The sequence below is a fragment of the Microbulbifer sp. ABH2_005 genome (genome assembly GCF_056160005.1).
In genome coordinates this window covers 2,564,774-2,585,057 of the sequence record NZ_JBSWWI010000001.1, presented here as the reverse complement: position 1 = coordinate 2,585,057, position 20,284 = coordinate 2,564,774, and the positions used below count along the sequence as shown (strand labels likewise).

General features: G+C 48.3%; 17 protein-coding genes. 9 read left to right on the top strand and 8 right to left on the bottom strand.

Annotated elements, in window-relative coordinates; translation table 11 throughout:
• The first annotated feature begins 67 nt into the window (after positions 1-67).
• On the top strand, positions 68-667 hold the full coding sequence (locus ACXAFI_RS11230; protein ID WP_475108875.1) for a lysostaphin resistance A-like protein: 600 nt from the start codon (positions 68-70) through the stop codon (positions 665-667).
• Between the two features lie 55 nt (positions 668-722).
• Here ACXAFI_RS11230 and ACXAFI_RS11225 read toward each other — a convergent pair whose 3' ends face one another.
• Positions 723-1,379, bottom strand: coding sequence for an exopolysaccharide biosynthesis protein (locus ACXAFI_RS11225; RefSeq protein WP_475108874.1), 657 nt, complete (start codon positions 1,377-1,379; stop codon positions 723-725).
• On the opposite strand from ACXAFI_RS11225, the gene ACXAFI_RS11220 reads away from it, so the two are divergent.
• On the top strand, positions 1,370-1,504 hold the full coding sequence (locus tag ACXAFI_RS11220; RefSeq protein ID WP_475108873.1) for a hypothetical protein: 135 nt from the start codon (positions 1,370-1,372) through the stop codon (positions 1,502-1,504). The two genes, ACXAFI_RS11225 and ACXAFI_RS11220, sit on opposite strands and share 10 nt — an antisense overlap.
• Positions 1,505-1,582: 78 nt before the next feature.
• On the opposite strand, the gene ACXAFI_RS11215 is transcribed toward ACXAFI_RS11220, so the two are convergent.
• The 3 genes from ACXAFI_RS11215 to ACXAFI_RS11205 form a co-directional block, all read right to left on the bottom strand.
• Positions 1,583-2,224 carry an NAD-dependent epimerase/dehydratase family protein gene (locus ACXAFI_RS11215; RefSeq protein ID WP_475108872.1) on the bottom strand — a complete coding sequence of 214 codons (642 nt, stop codon included), beginning with the start codon at positions 2,222-2,224 and terminating at the stop codon, positions 1,583-1,585.
• Between the two features lie 645 nt (positions 2,225-2,869).
• Positions 2,870-3,481 (bottom strand): hypothetical protein, encoded by a 612-nt coding sequence (locus tag ACXAFI_RS11210; RefSeq protein WP_475108871.1) that lies wholly within the window; start codon positions 3,479-3,481, stop codon positions 2,870-2,872.
• A 360-nt stretch (positions 3,482-3,841) separates the two neighbouring features.
• Positions 3,842-4,363 (bottom strand): DUF4174 domain-containing protein, encoded by a 522-nt coding sequence (locus tag ACXAFI_RS11205; RefSeq protein WP_444921799.1) that lies wholly within the window; start codon positions 4,361-4,363, stop codon positions 3,842-3,844.
• A 253-nt stretch (positions 4,364-4,616) separates the two neighbouring features.
• On the opposite strand from ACXAFI_RS11205, the gene ACXAFI_RS11200 reads away from it, so the two are divergent.
• The 3 genes from ACXAFI_RS11200 to ACXAFI_RS11190 all read left to right on the top strand — a co-directional run bounded on the left by ACXAFI_RS11200 (position 4,617) and on the right by ACXAFI_RS11190 (position 9,022).
• Positions 4,617-5,999 (top strand): MFS transporter, encoded by a 1,383-nt coding sequence (locus ACXAFI_RS11200; RefSeq protein WP_475108870.1) that lies wholly within the window; start codon positions 4,617-4,619, stop codon positions 5,997-5,999.
• Positions 6,000-6,087: 88 nt separating this feature from the next.
• Positions 6,088-7,476 carry an MFS transporter gene (locus ACXAFI_RS11195; RefSeq protein ID WP_475108869.1) on the top strand — a complete coding sequence of 463 codons (1,389 nt, stop codon included), beginning with the start codon at positions 6,088-6,090 and terminating at the stop codon, positions 7,474-7,476.
• Between the two features lie 157 nt (positions 7,477-7,633).
• Positions 7,634-9,022 carry an MFS transporter gene (locus ACXAFI_RS11190; RefSeq protein WP_475108868.1) on the top strand — a complete coding sequence of 463 codons (1,389 nt, stop codon included), beginning with the start codon at positions 7,634-7,636 and terminating at the stop codon, positions 9,020-9,022.
• Positions 9,023-9,178: 156 nt separating this feature from the next.
• On the opposite strand, the gene ACXAFI_RS11185 is transcribed toward ACXAFI_RS11190, so the two are convergent.
• From ACXAFI_RS11185 to ACXAFI_RS11170, 4 genes are all read right to left on the bottom strand, one after another.
• Complete coding sequence (locus ACXAFI_RS11185) at positions 9,179-9,694, bottom strand: GNAT family N-acetyltransferase (protein WP_475108867.1); 516 nt, start codon at positions 9,692-9,694, stop codon at positions 9,179-9,181.
• Between the two features lie 687 nt (positions 9,695-10,381).
• On the bottom strand, positions 10,382-10,777 hold the full coding sequence (locus ACXAFI_RS11180; protein WP_475108866.1) for a hypothetical protein: 396 nt from the start codon (positions 10,775-10,777) through the stop codon (positions 10,382-10,384).
• Between the two features lie 181 nt (positions 10,778-10,958).
• Positions 10,959-11,570 (bottom strand): hypothetical protein, encoded by a 612-nt coding sequence (locus tag ACXAFI_RS11175; protein WP_475108865.1) that lies wholly within the window; start codon positions 11,568-11,570, stop codon positions 10,959-10,961.
• A gap of 247 nt (positions 11,571-11,817) precedes the next feature.
• The gene (locus ACXAFI_RS11170; protein ID WP_475108864.1) at positions 11,818-12,726 is read right to left on the bottom strand and encodes a LysR family transcriptional regulator; all 909 of its coding nucleotides are present in this window, start codon (positions 12,724-12,726) and stop codon (positions 11,818-11,820) included.
• 147 nt (positions 12,727-12,873) lie between these two features.
• Between ACXAFI_RS11170 and ACXAFI_RS11165 the strand changes: the two genes are divergently transcribed.
• The 4 genes from ACXAFI_RS11165 (at position 12,874) to ACXAFI_RS11150 (ending at position 20,280) form a co-directional block, all read left to right on the top strand.
• Complete coding sequence (locus ACXAFI_RS11165; protein ID WP_475108863.1) at positions 12,874-13,887, top strand: NADP-dependent oxidoreductase; 1,014 nt, start codon at positions 12,874-12,876, stop codon at positions 13,885-13,887.
• Between the two features lie 473 nt (positions 13,888-14,360).
• Positions 14,361-14,870: a hypothetical protein gene (locus ACXAFI_RS11160; protein ID WP_152453024.1), complete on the top strand. Its 510-nt coding sequence runs from the start codon at positions 14,361-14,363 to the stop codon at positions 14,868-14,870.
• A gap of 2 nt (positions 14,871-14,872) precedes the next feature.
• The gene (locus ACXAFI_RS11155) at positions 14,873-17,104 is read left to right on the top strand and encodes a tetratricopeptide repeat protein (RefSeq protein ID WP_475108862.1); all 2,232 of its coding nucleotides are present in this window, start codon (positions 14,873-14,875) and stop codon (positions 17,102-17,104) included.
• Positions 17,101-20,280, top strand: coding sequence for a tol-pal system YbgF family protein (locus tag ACXAFI_RS11150; RefSeq protein ID WP_475108861.1), 3,180 nt, complete (start codon positions 17,101-17,103; stop codon positions 20,278-20,280). Before ACXAFI_RS11155 ends, ACXAFI_RS11150 begins: the two co-directional genes overlap by 4 nt.
• Positions 20,281-20,284 lie beyond the last annotated feature (4 nt).

The window sequence follows — 20,284 nt, the reverse complement described above, 5'->3', positions numbered from 1 at the left end:
GTGTGGGAGTATGCCGGACTCCTAATCGAGCAGAAAAAACAATGCCAACGGATGGGAGGCATGCGCTATGTCACAGGGGAAAGGACATCGGATCGATATTTTCTCTACCATGATGTGGGTGCAGGGGGGTTGCCTGCTGCTGGCAGCAATCGGTTTTGGGTTTTCCGAGGTAGCGCTTCCCGCATTCGAGAGTGCCATTTTGAGTTCAGTGGCCTGGGGAATTCTGGGGGCGTTACTCAGCTTTGTAGCAGTAGTGGCGTTGACTCGTTCCCATAATCGGGTGGGCCGCGCCCTGCGCTGGCACTGTGGCCGGCTGGCGCCAATTTTCAGCAAAATGCCTCTAGTTCAATTAGTGATACTGTCTATTGCTGCGGGCGTGTGTGAGGAGCTGTTATTTCGTGGCTTTCTGCAAACCTGGTTATCACAGCTGAGTTCACCGCTCTTGGGATTATTCGTTGCCTCCCTCATTTTTGCACTTCTACATTGGGCTTCGCTGATCTATGTACTGTTGATTTTTGTCTTTGGTCTGATCCTCGGCTATGCCTATCAGGTTAGTGGGAGCCTGTTGGGGGTGATAGTCTGGCACGCCGTTTACGATTTTTTTGCCTTGGCCGCTCTCGCCTATTACCCCAAGGTGCTGGGCGCCGATCGATGGTTGAGCGAATAATCCGTTTATTCAGGGGCTCGGCAGTTCAGTCCTTCAGCCCTTTATCCCTTCAACCCTATAGCAGGGTGTGGGCGAGTAGTAGGGTGAGTAGAGCGGTTATGGTAAAGGCAATCAGTGCCAGCAGGCCGTCGTGGGCCACCAAGGCCAGTCCAAAAATGGTGAGGGCAAATCCCGCGGTAGTAGCGGAAAAGGGCACCAGTTCCATCAGCGGCATCGTTAAAGCGATCAGCGAACAGGTGGTGGCGATGGCATAGGTGCCACCGCGCCTCACCAGAAAGTCCAGGCGCGGCTGCATCCAGCGGTCAGCAAACTCTGCCGGCCGTCGCAACCAATGCAATGCTCTTATGAGCTTCTTTTTAGATATGGAACGCTTGAGTAGCCACTTGGGCAGCCATACATGTCTCCGCCCTAATAGGAGTTGAATGGCTACTAGTAGCAGCAGCGCTGCCATGGCGGTAGAAATGCCGGGCACGCCACTCAATGGGGAGAACAAAATCAGACCCACCACCAGCAGGAAGGGCGCATAAGACCTGAGCCCGATGGTATCTATCACAAGTTCCAGGGAGACCCGCTCAGCGTGTTGGCAGCTGGTTTCGATTTGCTCGAGCAGTTGGCACAGACCGGTAAACTCCTGGGGCATAACAGCGAGGCTCAGTGCCTGGCGGTGTTTGGTTGCGCAGGGCCCGATGGCCAGGGTTTTACATGCTGGCATCCTCGCCGACTGTGAGCTACGGCCGGGAGCGTCGGCAAGGCGACCTGGGGCAAGGCGACCTGGGGCAAGGCGACCTGGGGCAAGGCGGGCAAGAGCAGCTCAAACAAATAGGACACAAACAATAGCATGGCGTTCACCAGAAAGGGAAACCTCTAGAGATAGTCTGTGCCGCCAAGGCCCCAAGCGCCAGTCCAACAGGGGATCTAGTTGGAAAACAATTCATCCAAAGTGAAGGTTTCCAGGCCCTTACCCTGCCTTTGGCTCTCGCTCACCATCTTTGCCGCCACTTGGGCGCCTTTTATTGGACGGTAGCGACGTAATCCGGGCAGCAGGCAGATCCAGGGTAGTAGTATGGCGCCAATTTTCTCAGCTGGGCGCGAATCGCTACGCTCTCCCACTAGTAGAGAAGGGCGGAAGATACTGATTTGGGCAAAGGGCAGCAGCAAAACCTTCTGTTCCAGTTCTCCTTTCATTCGCAAATAGGCATTGCCGCTCTCGGCATTAGCGCCACTGGAGGATACCAACAGATAATGAGATACCCCGTTATCCGCTGCCAGTTGTGCCGCGTGGAGCTGATAATCCACATCCACCTTATGTTGTTGCTCCAGGCTGCCGGCCTGTTTCTTGGTAGTACCTAGGCAGGAAAAGAGCAAGTCGCCCCGAAATAATTCTGCATATTCCTCAAGGCGATCAAAATCCACTACTTCATTGCGTACCTTGGGGTGGGGGGAGAGAGCATTTCGGCGGGTCAGGGTTACTATTTCATCAATGAAAGCTTCTTTTGCTAATTGCTCAACCAGGTGATTCCCGATCAGTCCTGTTGCTCCGATAATAATGGCTTTCATTGCTATATTTCCTGGCTAATCACTTTTCTATAAGGTGAATGATCCACTATTAAGGGGTGGTATTGTCAAGTTTGTTGGGCACCTAAAAAGCTAGAATTTTCAGTCAGTTTGTTTAAATAAATGAGCACTCCGTTAAAAAATTAGAAAAGATATTTGGAATTTTTTTGCCATTAGATATTGAGCCTTGAAAGATAAACTCCAGGTAGTGATGCAATAAATTATGGAGTTAAGTAGGATATAGCGGGCTTATATAGGCTTGGGTTTTCAACGGCGTTGTCCATGAAGACTGAGAGGCATTCAGGTTGATTCGGATTGGTTTGGTTAGTTCTTTTGCTATCCAATCTCCCCACAAAATCAATTCTCACCGAGTTTGACGCAGCGCCAACGGAGCTAGCAATCTACTACCTGTGACTGACGGAGCGCTCTCATACCCTAACGTTGGCTTGCCTAGCGGTTGGTGCCACAATCCAACCCAAATCGGTCCTGGTGTTGCTTGAGTGGCGTAAATGTGGATGGTGCCAACAACCTTATCCAAACGGATCAGTCAGCACTTTGCCAGGTAACGATTTACGGACAAAAGGACGAATCGGCTATCGTTTTTCAGGAATAGCCGAAGCGGTGGAGAAGTTCGAAATAATACAAGTGTTACTGTAAAACCTCAGGTTTCATCCCTGCACAATATTTGGCCGGTATTTCATCTAAATGGAATGCCTTCATAAGATCTCTGCTTGCCCCAACATAAGACCCTACCGTTGCGCCTGACCAGTAGCCCGTATCACAAGTCAGAGAAACACAGTCTCCCCCAAAAGTTACAAAGGGCTTATCACGTACAATCTTGCATGTGCATATGGCTTTGAGCGGATTCATTGGATCGACAATGCAAGGTTGATCCAGGCAATCTGTCCACGGCCCACCCTGTGGGCAGGAAAGTACAGGCTTTGTAGGCGCCTGTGCGAAAGAAAATGTCGATAAGGCTTTTTTTACACCATTTGAGTCAGTCACAGGCACCCGGGCTTTGCATTCTGATAACCCGAAGTTCAATCCCTCGTTAACATCACAATTACAAATTGCATTTGAATCCGGTTTTTCAGGATCTGGAACGCAAGGGGCGGATGTGCATAAGACATATTCATTGCTACAAATGGTGCCCTTGCCATTTTTGATGGCGTTGTGATTGCCCTCCTGAGCGGCTGCTTCAAACCCTATCAAGGCAAGGGCAATCAAAATGATAGTGACCAGGGATGAACCTTTCTTCATGAACGTAGCCTTTATGATTAAAAGGTTGGATAAAATTTAAGCTGATATGGCTCATGTTAGGATCATTAAAGTGTCTGTTTTTGATGGATAGGGTCAGTTTGTCAAATTGCAGCCAATGTCGTTCAAGATGGTGGGGGGGAGAATCAGGAATCGGATCTAACAGGCGTCATTTAATCTATGGATCTATTGGATATAAAGGTTAGCTAGGTATGTATGTTGGTCAGGACTTAATGCGTAGATGGGATGGATGAACTCTAAAGTAATAAGTCTTGTACATAACCTGTGTGCGTAAAGATTGGATGATGGTCAGATGCGAAGGGGGTCGGCATATCTAGGCATCAAGGATGCCTAGGCATGCTCCTATTTAGGTTGCTCAATGCAAAACTTCTCGGCAATTCTAGAAAAAAAATTTAGTGTTCCAGCAGTTTCAATACAGTTATTAAGCCGATCTTGATTGGGTAAATAGGTACCTTGCATCTCCTGCTGCCGCATGGGCATCCGATCTATACGATGAAATATTTCCACGGGTGAGAAGGTTACAGTGCGATATTTCACTCCACCATCCTTGCCAATTAAAACAACCTGTTCCGTATTGCCCCTGAAATATTGATCGCGGACATTAACACCGAAATCTCTGGCAATTTCACCGGGGTAATTAGTCTCGATCTTCTCATTGGAAAACAAAAACCACAGTAGTTGCCTTTCGGCGAATTGTGGTTCCAGCTTGAGTAGAGACTGCATAGTCTCCGGCACGTCTTTAGGGTTGGCCAGGAGTAACACACGATATTTCCATTGGAAATTTTTAAGATTGTTTATAGCTACTTCTTCTGCGGAAAGCTGTAAAGAATGAAGAATTAATAGCAAAAAAAACAGTATGCGCATTAGTACAACTCTGCTATTTGGATTGCTAAATACACTTAAGTTTAGCTGAGTTAAATCAACTAGACTTTTACGGTGCCTCTCTTGATTGCCCCTGTTAATAAAATAGGGGGTGGCCCCCTGGTTTTTAGTGGACCTTATTAAAGAGGCTCTTAAGCACTAGGCTACTGAGAGAAGTCCCAAACCCAAGTATTGCAGGGACCTGACAACTTCCTGACTTGATTTTCAATTGGAGTCTCTGAAGCTGGTACCATTCATGGCGTACGTGCAGGAGTCCTCCCAGCAGTCAAACCGATTAGGCCTATTAGCCATATTCGTTGCTCTGTTTATTATCGCTATCGATATTAGCGCCTTCTCCCCGGCGGTTCCGGCCATCGAAAGGGAGATGAATATGGATATTACCACTTCACAATGGGTTATTAATGGCTATGGACTGGTGTTTGGGGTACTGGTTGTTACCGGGGGGCGTATAGCAGACATTATCGGTCGACGTCGTACTTTTATAGCTGGAGCCAGTATTTTTTTGCTCTTTTCCCTTGTCGGTGGGCTTTCAATCAATGTGCCAATGCTACTGGCAAGTCGGGCGGCGATGGGTGTGGGGGCTGCCCTTATGTGGCCTGCAATTTTGGGTATGGCTTATAACCTGATGCCTGAAGAGCGCGCAGGGGAAACTGGGGGATTGATTATGGCGGTTTGTGGCTTGGCCAATACCCTTGGCCCGGTTGTGGGCGGCTTGTTGGCAGATCTACTGAGTTGGCGCTGGATATTCTTCTTCAATTTGCCTATTGCTACTGTCGCAGTATATATGTGTTGGAAATTTACCCCTCTAGATGCCCCCTATAATCCGGATGAAAAAATTGATTATCTCGGTGTTGTTGCCCTTACAGGTTCGTTGTTAAGTTTTCTCCTAGCCTTAAGCTTTGCTTCTGAGAGAGGTTTTCTGAATCCTTTAGTGGTGGGGCTGTTATCTTTGTTCTTATTATTCAGCGTTGCTTTTTTCATTATAGAAATAAAAGCCGGTGATATTGCACTGATTCCACCAGACATCATTGAAAACAAGCGTTTCTTGGCTGCAGGTGCAGTTACGCTCTTTACCTCTGTAACTTTCTTCTCAGTTATTTTGTACTTGCCACAATTCTTAACTAATGTGAGAGGCTTTTCTACTATACAGTCAGGGTTGGTCTTGGTCCCAATGATGCTTGCTTTTGGACTGATGTCATTTGTTGCAGGAAAATTATATTTGAGGACAGGTGGAAAACTACTGGTCTGTGTTGGGATTCTTGGTATGAGTCTGGGAATGTTCTTTTTGTCTAGGCTGAGTCTAGGCTACGAGTATATCTTTGGGTTAATCATTTTAGGGGCAGGCCTTGGGCTATTTAACCCCTCAACTACAACGATGGTTATTGCCATCGTTAATCCCAATCGTGCCAGCCTGGCGAGTGCCATTATTTATATGCTTAAAATTACCGGGGGGGCTGTCGGTTTAGGTGTTAATGCAGCGATATTGGGTTTTTCACAGAATATAACATCAGGTATTGGCCGGGCATTTGAGGTGAATGCCTGTTTCGCATTTGTGGGCTTTGTCATTGCGTTTTTATTTATGAGTGCACCCAGAATCCCAGAGCGGGAAGAAGGGTAATGGCTGGAATGAGGGAGTATGTGGAGAAGGCTGAAACAAATATCCTATTTTTGGGTTCTCATCCAAAACTGCTGAAGGAAGTAGGTTAGTGGAGCAACCGAAGATTTCAAGGGGACAGGTCTATGGGCTATCTTCAGCTGCCCTGGCCCTCTTTCTGATCGCTATTGATATGAGTGCATTTGCCCCCGCGCTACCTGCCATAGAGAATGAATTTGGTTTTGATATTACTACCTCACAATGGGTAATCAATGGCTATGCGCTTGTATTCGGTATCTTGGTGGTTACTGGCGGGCGCTTGGCTGATATTTATGGAAGAAAACGCGCATTTATTACGGGGGCTGGCATTTTTGCCCTTTGCTCACTATTAGGTGGGCTTTCTGTCGATATGGCGATGCTATTGGTGGTCCGCTGTTTAATGGGCATAGGGGCAGCATTAATGTGGCCATCAATTATAGGAATGACATATAGCTTGGTATCTAAAGAGTATGCAGGCCAGGTTGGTGGAGGTTTAATGGCAGTCTTGGGGCTGGCGAATATAGTCGGGCCCATTGCTGGTGGAGTTTTAGCAGAATATTTGAGCTGGCGCTGGATATTTTATATAAATATTCCCCTTGCTCTTACAGCAATTCTATTATGTTGGAAGCCAGTGCCTGATGATGTTCCAACGGGTACACGTGAGAAAGTCGATTACCTGGGAGTCATCACATTAAGTGTCTCGCTATTTAGTCTTCTAATTTCTTTGAATCTGGCCTCTGAGATTGGATTTAGGCACCCGCTGGTAGTCTACTTGTTAATGGCATTCCTAATATTTATATGTCTCTTTATCGTTTTAGAGAGACGTAATCAAGAGATGGCTTTGATTCCGGCAGATATCATCACAAATAAAACATTTTGTGTTGTGAGTATTGTAACGCTGTTATCCGCAATGATGTTTTTTGCGGTTCTATTGTTTATGCCACAATTCTTCATTGAATATCGAGGATTTACTGCCGTCCAGTCTGGATTTGCAATGGTTCCTCTTATGGCTACTTTTGCCTTGACCTCCTACCTCTCTGGGGCTCTTCATAAACAGCTGGGGGCTAAGATATTGATCTGTGTAGGGCTTGTCTGCAAGGGGGCAGGTATTTTTTCCCTATCATACCTTAATCATGAGGCTGAATATCTGGAGCTTATTCCCGGGTTAATTATTCTAGGTATTGGTATAGGTCTATTTAACCCAGCGGTAACTACTGTAGCTGTTTCGGTTGTTGATTCAAGTCGTTCAAGCTTGGCTAGTGCGATTCTATATATGTTCAAGATTGCTGGAGGGGCATTGGGGTTGGGAATCAATGCGACTATCGTAGCATTCGCCCCAGATGTGGTTGAAGGTATTGGTCGAGCCTATACGGTGAATGCCTACTTTGCTCTCAGTGCATTTATCATCGCTGTTTTCTTTGTTCCAGGGCCGTTACCCAAAGTGCTTTCAGGGCGCAAGTAGCAAAGAAGCATGTTGCTCATTTTAGAGTAATTTGATATGAAATAAGTATTTTGGAAATGAAAGAGTAAGTAAATTTTGACATACGAGGGTGATTGAAAAATGACTAAAAAATGCTGATCAAGATTGAAATCTAAAGTGGTGCAGAAGGAGTCAATTTATGTCGGCGTCAAATTCCTCTCTAGGTAGGGAGCAATATCTAGGGCTTACGGCCCTATCTATGGCAGTGTTCCTTGTTGCTAATGACTTTACCGCTTTTGCCCCCGCACTGCCTGCTATAGAAAATGAGTTTAACGTGGACATAACCACCTCGCAGTGGATTATTAATGGTTATGCATTGGTCTTTGGTGTTTTAATTATCACCGGTGGTCGCCTTGCTGATCTCTATGGTAGAAGAAATATATTCTTTTGTGGCACCCTGGTTTTTATGTTTTTTTCACTTCTGGGTGGCTTGGCTGTTAATGTTTACATGCTCTTGATTTCAAGAGCTTTGATGGGGATCGGAGCGGCAATGATGTGGCCATCCGTCCTGGGGATGACCTATAACCTGATGCCCGAGGACCGCTCAGGCCAGGCCGGCGGGTTAATTATGGCAGTTTGTGCCTTCGCTAATGCCATAGGCCCGGTATTGGGGGGGACACTGGCTGACCTTTTAAGTTGGCGTTGGATTTTTTTAATCAACATCCCCATTGCTTCACTCGCCATGTTTGTATGCTGGAAGGTGGTTCCGTTCGAGCCTCCTGAGCCAACAGATGAGAAAATTGACTATCCAGGGGTCGCGACTCTCTCAGTTTCTTTATTTGGTTTGCTGTTTGCTCTGGATATGTCTGGGCAGATCGGTTTCAAGCACCCGCTAATTATTGCGCTCTTGACAGTGTTTTGTGTGTTTATTTGTGTGTTTGCTATTACTGAATATCGAACAGGGCGCAATGCGCTGGTTCCTGGTGATGTTATCGGTAATAGGAAATTTCTTGCGGCAAGTGTTGTCACCCTATTAGTCGCTGTCTTATATTTCTCAGCGCTATTATATGTTCCACAGTTTCTGACAAAAACACAGGGATACAGTGCGATGCAGTCCGGTATGTCACTGATTCCGTTAATGGTTATTTCCGGGGTGTTCGCCTATTTGTCTGGACGTTTCTATGAAGTCATTGGGCCAAGGTGGCTGGCGGGGGCGGGGATACTGTGCATGTGTGTGGGAATGTTTATGCTGTCTCATCTAAACGACCACACAGGATTTGTGTCTCTGTTGCCGGGTATGGCAATGCTGGGTACTGGCATTGGCCTATTCAACCCTGCAATTACTACCGCTGCAATCACTGCCGTATCACCAAGCCGGGCAAGCCTTGCTGGGGCTGTTTTATATATGTTTAAAATTGCTGGCGGCGCTATTGGGCTTGGTATGAATGCGACTATCGTGGCTTTTGCCCCTGATATTGCTTCAGGTATTGACCGAGCATTTACGGTTAATGCCTATCTCGCTCTTGCAGGGTTGATTGGATGCCTGTTTTTTGTTGGAGCTAGCCAGAAGAAGGAGGTATCTGGTTAGCATACCTAATGAGTACATCTATAAGTAAATAGCTCTTCAAAAGGGCGGTCAGTTTTGGGTTGACGAAAGGGCTTGTATAGTAATCATTGTGTTTTTTTATCTTTCTATTCGCCCTTGAGTACTAAAATAGCAAAGTCTCGCCAAAGGATATTCTGTCTAAGCCTCTATTTTTCGAAAATAAATATGATCGGCATAAGTCTTTCCGCCAATCATGTGGGCTTCTGGGATGATCATATCAAGATGAAAGCCGCACTTCCCGAGCACCCGCTCTGAAGCAATGTTACCTTCTGTTGCTACTGCCTTATAGTGCGCAATACCATGCTCTAAATAGGCCCATTCCATTAAGCCGGCAAGCGATTCGGTACCATAACTTTTTCCATGAAACTCTGGTAACAATAAATAGCCAACTTCGGCTATGCCGTTCTCTAATTGAAACCCAGTAACCCCCATTTTCTGGCCGGAGAGTTTATCTATAATAGTCATGCACAACCAAGTATTAGAGTTCGCTTCCCAGGGCGTAAGTCTTGATTCAAACTTAGACTTTAATTCTGTTTCATCTGGCGCATCGAAACATAACTGGATTACTTGAGGATTAGTATGCAAACTCTCAAATAGTGACCAATCACCTTTGGTGATAGGTGACATGGTTAAGCGCTGGGTACTTACTTTCATTTCTGTTCAACACTCCATTGGTACATTAATTTTGATGATATTTCAGGTTATTTTAAAAGTTGGTCAAAATTTTTAAATAGGAGTGAGTCTGCGAAGTAAGATTGAAAAAGTTCCAACTTTGCAGATACCTAAAGATTAAGAGGTCGTTAAAATTTTTGCTCATCAACGGTAGAATTCATTACTGCCACACAGGGGCTTCCCGGTCCTGCACAAGGCCCTTCTAAAATGTATGTGGCGCGTCTATTGCAACCGGAAGCACCGTATGTGCGTCGGTCTAGTTGGTGAATGGTCATGGATTTAGCATCACAATTTAAATCAAAAGGTGCTCTTTTTGAGACGGTTTCTTCCATGAGGGAGGTACAGCCACTTAATAAAGTAACCAAAATGCTTGACCAGATTAATTTGCGTCCCACGGGTAATCCTTTTCTATAAAATTGATGAAGTAGATAGGGTAAACATACACAGGCCTAAGCTTGTTGAATGTTAATAGATTTATTAATATCGACTTGCCTGTGTTTCCTATTGTTGAATAGTAAGATTTATTTCCCTTTAAGATCTAGGTAACAATTATATTGTTAAAGTTATCCTTTGGGGAGTGGACATTCAGGCTTTTGTCGTATGTTAACGATCTCTTAGCTAAGAGATATCGTCTGATATTGATCGTTAGTACCAATTATCCTTTCATGATTACTTGCCTGAAGGTTGTTTACCGGGCTTCCAAGCGGATTGCACCTTAAATCGCTTAATAAGATCTTGAATCTTGGGGCTCGTGCAGCTTGCCTCTTCTATTTCCCTATATACCATGTCGGTTGCTCGCTTGCCTGCATCAAGGAGTATCTGTGAGGCTTGCTCGTCTGTTAGGCTTGGCTTTTTCCTTTTAATGTACTGGGATGACATTCGGGTAACCAGCTCATAATTGGCTAGAAACAGAGCTAGTTCCTGCTCTGTCGGCTTGTAACATTTACCCGCTGCGGCGCTAGACAGGGTAAAGTGCTCATACATCTTAAGGATTTCAGGCGTGCTCTGAGCAGCGGCGGCTGCGTTGGATAGGAGTGCGATAGTTAGAGTTATAATAGCTTGCATATCATTCCTATATGATGAATAGCTAAAGTTGATTTAATTCAGTAAATCTCTTTGTTGTACTATTTAAAACTGATTAGGTTTTGCTCATTTATTGTAGTGTGCGTTGCTTGTAGATTGTTGTTCTTTTGCTGGATATATTCCTGATTTCCATTTTTGCTTGCACCAATTCAAAAAAAAGGTTCTAACATGTGACCTGTTTTTTTCCCCAAAATTTACACCATCGACCGGCAGATACTACAACATGTAGATTGTAAGAAGTGCTTGTCTCTTCGGGTGCCTGACCTGGGATCTTAATTTTATGTGATTCAGAATATCTACTTGCTAATTTAATTAGATCCTCACCATACCTAACCAGCTCTGAAGGCTGTTGGTATTCAAATGATTTAGCCAGTAGGTCTTCACCAATTATTTCCTTGCAGTCTTTCAAAAGCTGGGCTCTGAAAGAGTAAGCATCCACGTAACCCAATAGACTATTGCTGTAATAGGGGATGCCATCACACGGAGGAGAGAGCTCTAGTACATAGTATCCAGTTAATCTGGAGAGAAATTCTTCTTCACTTATTTCTTGATTTGAGCCTTTGTACTTCTCTTTAGCCCACAGGGTAGCTGCTTCGTCGATGCCTACTTGGGGCGTATTGAGGGTTTCAAAAGCAGAGATTGATATCTCTTCAAACCTTTGTTCTAGTCTTTTCCTCCCAAACCAAACTTTTCCTAAAAGCTTTTTGGTGATTTTCTTAAATTCTTCTTCATGTCCAGGTTTTGCCTTGTTGGCTGGGTTCCAATCAAGCCCCATGGATCCTTCCTTGCGATGTAAATTTTTTAAGAGCCAAGAATATAATAGTTTGATCGACGTTACGAATTGCTCTGCTTAGATTGGAGTTACACACATAGCTCGATAAAATAATTGGCCAAGAGGCTTGGATATAGAAGTGACACTGACTACCTTTCGACGATCAGAGTGTCATATATTGTAATGGGGTTGGCACTAGATGGTTGATTTTTACATTTGACTTTACAGTGTGGTATTTTTCACCTTTTTCTTAATTTTGCTGCAAATGCTTACAAATAAAATCCACACATAATTTAATTTTGGGTATTTGATATTTACTGCGCTCGTAAAGTAGAAAAATGCCAATATCGCCCCCGGGGCTGACGGAAACCTGCCCTTGGGTGGGTACCTGCACCAATTCCCCGGATTCCAGGTATTCACAAATACTCCATGAAGGTACACAGAACATGCCGCGGTGATTCAGCGCTGCAGCCAGCAGGGCCTTACCGTTATTGCTTATCATGTGGGTGGATAGTTTCAGTGGCTCCCAATGGTCACCATCCAAATAGTGCCAGTCTATAGGGCCTCTGGGGCCGCGGTATTGCAGGGCCTGGGCAGACTCGATAGCTTGTTTGTTCAGCGGAAACTCCTGCCCCAGGGCGTTTAGGTACTCTGGCGTGGCGGTGAGTGAGAATTCGTTCTTGGATAGGCGCTTGGCGATGACATGCTCATCGGGGGCATAGCCTCCACGTATGGCGATATCCACTGGGTCTTTGCCCAGCTGGGCAAGGTCGTCGCTGTAGTGCAGATCAAAAACAATTTTGGGGTAACGCTGGGCGAATTCTTCCAGCAAGGGTGTCAGGTGTTGTTCCCCATAAGAGGGCAGGCAGCTGATACGGATCAACCCGCTCGGTGCCTCGAAGGTTTGGCTCACCAGTTCGTCAGCTTGCTCCAGTTGGCGAATGGCTTCACTGGTCATGGAATAGTAAAGTTTGCCCAGCTCGGTAACCTCCACCTTGCGAGTGCTGCGCTGCAATAACTCTACCCCTAGGGACTGTTCCAGATCCCGAACCCGCCGGGAGATGGAGGAGGCGGGCACATCAAATTCCTCGGCTACGGCAGTAAAACTGCATAGTTCTGCCACTCGTTTGAAGTAGCGTAATGCCCTGATTTTGTCCATAAATCCTCTATTTTTGGCGATTCTTGCGGGTATCCCGCCTTTATTATTGTCAGAAAGACAAAAGACTTCCACCGGAAGCTCACTGTTTCATAGGCGGGCTAGGGGGCACTATCGTCATCATTCCTGAACAGATGACTAGAGGGATTAATGAAAGCACTCAAAATTACTCAGTATGGTGATATCGACAGCAGCCTGGCTTTTCAAGAGGCCAATGTACCTGAGCCGGGTGCTGGCGAGGTACTGATTAAAATAAATGCAGCGAGTATCAACCCCATAGATCTGATGGTGATGCGCGGTGAAATGAAAGCTGTAAAGAAGCTCAATCTACCAGTGGGTATCGGCCGTGACCTAAGTGGTGAGGTGGTCTCTGTGGGTAATGGGGTCTCCCAATATCAGCCCGGTGAAGAGGTCTTCGCCAGGGTGGGGGAGGATCATGTAGGAACTCTTGCCCAGTATCTGGTAGTGGATGCTTCTCACTTGGCGAAAAAGCCCAACAATCTCACCCATGAAGAGGCTGCAAGCGTCCCCCTGGTGGGGCTGACTTCCTACCAGGCCCTGATTCAAGTTGCGGGTTTGAAAAAGGGAGAGAAAGTATTGATTCATGCGGGTTCCGGTGGCATTGGCTCTATGGCTATTCAGCTCGCTAAGGCTTACGGCGCTTATGTGATAACAACAACCAGTAGCGCCAATGTGGAATGGGTGCGCAAGCTTGGTGCGGATCAGGTGATCGACTACAAAAAAGAAAACTATCTGGAACTGCTGTCTGATATCGATGTGGTTTATGACACCCTCGGTAAGCAATACACATTAGACGCTTTCAAAGTCTTGAAGAAAGGTGGCAGGGTAGTATCTATCGCAGGGGTGGTGGACCCGCAGACGGCGAGGGAATTGGGTATCAACTGGTTGTTGCGCAAGTTGATCCGCCTAAAGTCGCGTCCGATATTGAAGCTGGCGAAAGAGAAAAACGCATTTTATCGCATGGTCATCATGCAGGCGAATGGGGCCCAGCTCAATGAGTTGGGGGCGCTGTATCAGGACAAGATAATTCACCCGGTCGTCGATAGGGTTTATCCCTTCGAGCAGAGCCTGGCTGCCTTCACTTACTTGAATACCAAGCGGGCAAAAGGCAAAGTGGTTATTTCACTGGCGAATGGCGGTTGATGTGCTGGATTTTTTAGGGTTGCTTTTTCGCTAAGATGTCAGCCATACCTTGAGATTTGGGTATGGCTGCCACTGACTTTTAACTTCTCACTATTTATCTTCTTATCCTCAGACGCAGTTGATCAATGCCTATCGATTGCACTCCTGTTTTTTTAAATTTTATAGAGCCCTGTTATTGAAGGGAGATAGTTTCTCCCGATGTATCTGTAAAATAATTGCCATCAATTTCCGGCTTTAATTGAGGGGTTATGAGACTTGCCTCACATAATCACCTCAGATTGCAACTTCTCTGCGTTGAAAATTAACAACGGCCGGTTTCCCTAGATTTGACTTCCCTCACATCTGCCCATTTCTGTATTCACTACAATGCCGCTGGCTGAAAGGTCCCTGTTTTCAGGCATTTCAATGTGGCCCATAAGGGGCTTGCACATCGCTGGTTTTCATTGATAAGGATTGGGTCAGAGGTAGGCCACATGTTCAGAATTTTGCAGGTAACTCTCCTTCTTTTATTGGCAGTCGCAGTGAATGCGCAGGATGTCAGCCGAGATGATATTCGTGGTTTGGATGAACAGATCCAAGATGTCAAAAAAGATGTGATCGACCTCACGGCGACTTTGGCACAGCTGGAAGAGAAACTGTTGTTTCCCTCAAATACCCAGGTGGCCCTGTTTGTTTCTGTTGCCGATGAAAAGCCATTTGAGCTGGAATCTGTAGAGATTACGCTCAATGGGGAGATCGTTGCGCACCACCTCTACACCTATCGCGAAATTGAATCTCTGCAGAAGGGTGGGGTGCAAAAAATTTATACCGGTAATGTGCAGGCGGGTGCGCACCCGTTGCAGGTGCGCTTTATCGGTAAGACCCCTTCAGGTAAAGATTATCAGGCCAATGCCTCTTACCAGATCGATAAGGCAGTGGGGCCCAAGTTTGTTGAGATCAGGATTTCCGGAACCGAGTCTGAGATTAACTTCAAGGACTGGTAATCATGCGCATCCCACTGCTTTCCGCCTTCTCTGGCGTCGCCGGGGCTCGCCTGCGTGCCCTCAGCTTCACCCTCTGTAGCTTCTCTCTGCTCTCCAGTGCTGCTCAGGCCGATGATGAGAAAGAGGAGCTGCGCGATTTGTTTTTTGGTGCGGCCATGTATTACGCCCATCAGGAAAATTACTTCGATGCGATTGTGGCCCTGGACAATGAGTTGGCCCAGTACCACCGCCTGGATGAGCCGGAGCTGGACCCATTCAGTGCGCATTTGGGGCAGGCGGAATTTTCTGTGGGCGACCTGGAGCTTTCCTATCGGATGCACCGGGAAGCGGGCCGCGCGATCGAGGCGGTGCTGAAAGGCAACGTTTCTCAGGAAGTGCGTAATGAGGCCGCCTATCGCCTGGCTAAGATTCACTATCACAAACAGCAGCCCCTCAATGCTCTGCACGCACTGGAAATGATTGAGGGCAGGGTGCCCTTGCGGGTGCGCGCCGATGAGCAGTTCCTGCGTGCGCGGGTATTTATGGAATTGGGGCGCCTCGAAGAAGCCGTTGAGCTGCTTAAAGATTTAAAAGGTGAGGAATCCCTGGACGGCTTTGTGGAATTCAACCTGGGCATCGCCCAGTTGAAGTCCGGGGAGGAAGCTCGCGGTGTGCTTGAGCTGACGGCTCTGGGCAAGCGCCGCGGTAGCAATCCCGTCGACCAGGCGCTGTATGACAAGACCAACCTCTTGCTGGGCTCTCACTTGATGGAGGCCGGCGAGCTGGAGTTGGCGCGCCCCTATTTTGATCGGGTCAATCTCGAGGGGCCTTTCTCTAATCGAGCACTACTCGGTGCCGGCTGGGTGGAGGCCCGTGCGGGCCGATATGATCGCGCCCTGGTGCCCTGGAGAATCTTGCAGAACCGCAAGGGCACTAATGAGGCGGTTCAGGAAGTGATGTTGGCGGTGCCTTATGCCTACGGCAAGCTGGATGTACACAGTACGGCAGCCATTAATTACGGCCGCGCCCTGGATGCTTTTGGCCGTGAAATCGATACGCTGACCGCTTCTATCAATAGTATTCGCCAGGGAAAGTTTCTCGAAGCGCTGCGCCGTAAAGAGGCTACCCAGGTGCAAAACTGGGTGGTGGCTTTGCGCAATCTGCCGGAGGCGCCGGAGACCCATTATCTCCTTGATCTGATGGCCTCCAATGATTATCAGGAATTCCTGCGTAATTATCGTGATCTCAATGATCTCTTCGAGCGCAATAAAGAGTGGCTTAAAAGCCTGACCGCTTATGAAGATATTATCAGTGCGCGTCGAGCTTACTACGAGCCCCTGTTGCCACAGTTAGACGAACAATTCCGTGCGCTGGATGCGCGTATCAAGCTGCGTATGGAGCAGCGCGATCAGTTTTCCAATCGTATCGAACAGATGCTGGTTTCCCGTCGCCCCGAATATCTCGCGACCGCCGATGAGCAGGAAGCACGCCTGCAGCTGTTGCAGCTGCGCAAGGAGATCGCGCGCAATCCCAACGGTTTTACCGAGGAAACCCGCAGCCGCCTGGCGCGCTTGCAGGGTATTTTGGATTTACGTCTCTCCACTGAGTATCACCAGCGCCTCACAGAAGCTTATAGGCATTTGCAGGAACTCAATATTGAGATTGAAAAACTGCAAACAATTTATCGCTCCTATGTGCGCAGTCGTCAGGCGGCCACCCATAGTTACACCGGTTACAACAAGAATATCCAGCGCCTGCGTGCGCAAATTCACGCTGCACAGCAGCGTCTGGAGATGCTGATGGCCCGCCAGGGCAGCATGCTGGAAGCGCTCGCCGTTGAAGAGTTAGAGCGCCGTCGCAGCCAGTTGGAAAGCTACCAGATTAAAGCGCGCTTCGCCCTGGCCGATAGTTATGACCGTGCCAACGAACTGCAAGAGCAACGCGAGGATGAGCGCAAGATTGAGCAGCACCGCGAGGCTCAGCCGGAAACGCTTCCGGAGCACAACCCGCCCGAAATGGAAGCATCAGAAACTGAAAATAATCTGCAGGAGCCGGATGAGGTTGAGCAGCACCGTGAAGCTCAGCCGGAAACTCTTCCGGAACACAATCCTCCCGAAATGGAAGCATCTGAAACTGATAATAAGTTGCAGGAGCCGGACGAAGTTGAGTCACACAGCGAGACCCAGACGGAAGCTCTTCCAAGGAGCAGTCCTGCCGAATCGGAAGCTCCAGAGATTGAGGGGGATAAAGCGTGAAATCCTTAACCAAGCGCGTAAAACACCCCGTTAGGGCTGCTATTAAGCCCGTCGCGACAGGATACAAGCCCCCGATCTTACTGCGCCGCTGTGCATTAGCTGCGGCTGTATTGTTGCTCAACGCCTGTGCGGTTAATAGCGGCAAGACCATTGGCAGTCTGCAGAATGTCGATATTGAGATCAAAGAAGAATATATCGACGGAAGCCTGGAAAAGGCCCTGGCCAGTTATCAACGCTACTTGCAGGAAACTCCAGAGTCTAAACTCACTCCCGAGGCGATGCGTCGTATTGCCGACCTGAAAATCAAGCAGGCGCACCGGGCCGAAGATGCCGCTATCGACGGTGTCGCGGCTGCTGCCAGCGGTGCTGTGATCGCCATTGATGCTCCAGAAGTACCTGAAGAGAACACTTTGGAGGCTCCCGCAGGAGTTGCTGCGCCTGTGTCCAAAGTACAAGATCAACAGCTACAGGAAGTTGCAGCAGAGCAAACTGGCGCGGCGGAATCCGATGCAGATTTCGAAGCCCGTGCTAGCAGCAGTGTCGATATTGCAGCAGATACTACCCCGCTACAGGTGCCCGAGGAGGACCCGGAAGCGCTGATGTCAGCCAATGCCCGTGAGGCGATCGCGCTGTATCTTAAGCTGCTGAAAAAATATCCCTTCTACGACCGCAATGACCAGGTGATGTACCAGCTCTCCCGTGCCTACGAAGAGGCGGGACAAATTGATGCCGCAGTGGATGTGTTGCGTCAATTGGTGGCCAAGTATCCAGATTCACGCCATATCGATGAGGCCTGGTTTCGCCTGGGTGAATACCACTTTACCCGTAAAAAATACCTGGATGCAGAAGAGGCCTATGGTCGGGTAATTACGATTGGCGAGATTTCCAGTTTTTACGAATTGGCCTTATATAAGCGCGGTTGGTCCCTGTTTAAACAGGATATGTACGAGATGGCGCTGGATGATTACGTGGCCATGCTCGATTACAAAGTTTCTCAAGGTTACGATTTCGATCAGCAGACCAATACGGTTGAACGCAAACATGTGGATGATACTTTCCGCGTGGTGAGTCTGAGTTTCTCTTATATGGAGGGGCCAGATTCCATTGTCGATTATTTCTCCCGCAAGGGCGCGCGTCAGTATGAATACCTGGTGTATAGCCACTTGGGTGAATACTATCTGGACAAGCGCCGCTACCAGGATTCGGCGAAATCCTACATCGCTTTTGTGGAGCGGAATCCTCTCCACAAAGTTTCCGCGGACTTTTCTATTCGCGTCATCGATATTTACAGCAAAGGTGGATTTCCCAAGCTGGTACTTGAGGCGAAGAAAACCTTCGTCAATACCTACGCTCTTAATGCCGAATACTGGACCGTATTCGATATCAATGAATTCGGTGAGGTGGTTGAGTTTTTACAGGCCAACCTGATCGACTTGGCAGGCCACTATCACGCTGCCTACCAGAATAAGAAGTTGAAGGATAAGAAAGGCGAGCACTATCGCGAGGCCATTCACTGGTATCGCCGCTATCTACAGTCCTTCCGTGAAACCGAGCGCGCGCCGGAAATGAACTACCAGCTAGCCGGTTTGATGCTGGAAAATCGCGATTTCCACAATGCCGCACTGGAATATGAGCGCACCGCCTACGAATATCCCGCCCACAAGGACTCCAGCGAAGCGGGCTACGCTGCGGTTTATGCTTATCGTGAACACTTGGCGAACAACTTGAAAGAGGCGAGCGCAGATCAGCGTGCGCCGCTGTTGCGGGAAATTATTCGTTCCTCCTTAACGTTTGCCGATACTTTTGCGCAACACGCCAAGGCGCCACAAGTGATGTTGGGTGCGGTGGAGGAGTTGTATGGTCTTAAAGACTATACGCCAGTGATCGAAAATGGCCGCCAGCTGCTGGAGAAATTCCCGGCGGCAGAGCAGGAAATTCGTCGCTCCGCCTGGATGTTGGTGGCCCACGGTTCCTTTGATACCCAGGCCTATGTCGATGCGGAAGTGGCCTATGGGGAAACGCTAAATCTCACTGCGGCTGATGCCAAAGATCGTTCGGGGCTGGTCGATAACCTGGCCGCGTCCATTTACCAGCAGGGCGATATGGCGCGCAAGCAAGAGGACCATGCCACCGCTGCCGGCCACTTCCTGCGAATTCGCGCTGCGGCTCCGGGGGCGACTTTATTGGCTACGGCTGAGTACGATGCCGCCGCCTCCCTGATTGTGCTCAAGGATTGGACCCAGGCTGCCTCGGTGCTGAACAGCTTCCGCAGGAATTTCCCCGAACACGAACTGGCCAAAGATGTCACCAAGAAATTGGCGGTGGTCTATCAGGAGAGCGGAGAGCTCTTGTTGGCGGCTGCAGAATTTGAGCGTATTGAGCGAGAATCTGAGGATGAAGAGATTCGTCGCGAAGCCCTGACCCAGGCGGCGGATCTTTACAGTGCCGCCAAAGATAGTGACAGAGCCCTGGCGGTATTGCGCCGTTACGTCAAGCTGTTCCCCAATCCCATGGAACCGGCTCTGGAAACGCGGCAGAAGATTGCCGATATCTATAAATCCTCCGGCCAGCAAAAACGCTACACGCAGGAACTGCGCGAGATGGTGCGCATTGAGTTGCGCGGCGGCTCCCAGCGCAGTGATCGCACCCGCTACCTCGCCGGTAACGCCGCACTGCAACTGGCGCAGCCCAGTTATGAAGCCTTTACCCAGGTGGCGCTGGTGAAGCCCATCGAGCAAAACCTGAATCTGAAGCGCAAGCGCATGAAAAAGGCGATCAGCGATTTCTCAGCCCTGATCGACTACAAGGTAGCCGATGTGACCGCTGCAGCTACCTATTACCTTGCGGAAATTTATCTGCACTTCAGTGTGTCCCTGAAAGACTCTGAGCGCCCAAGTAATTTAAGTGCGCTTGAGCTGGAGGAGTATGAGCTGGCTCTGGAGGATCAAATTTATCCCTTCGAAGAAAAAGCGATTTCCGTACATGAGAAAAATGTTGAGCTGCTCGGGGTGGGTATTTACAACCCCTGGGTCGACAAAAGTATCGGAAAGCTGGCAGGTCTGATGCCGGCCCGTTATGCACGCGCCGAGGAAGCTGGTGAGTATCTGCAGAACATTGTGCCTCTGCCGCCAGAACCTGAGGTGTTGGAATCGGGTGAAGCGGTTTCCGGCCAGTAACAGT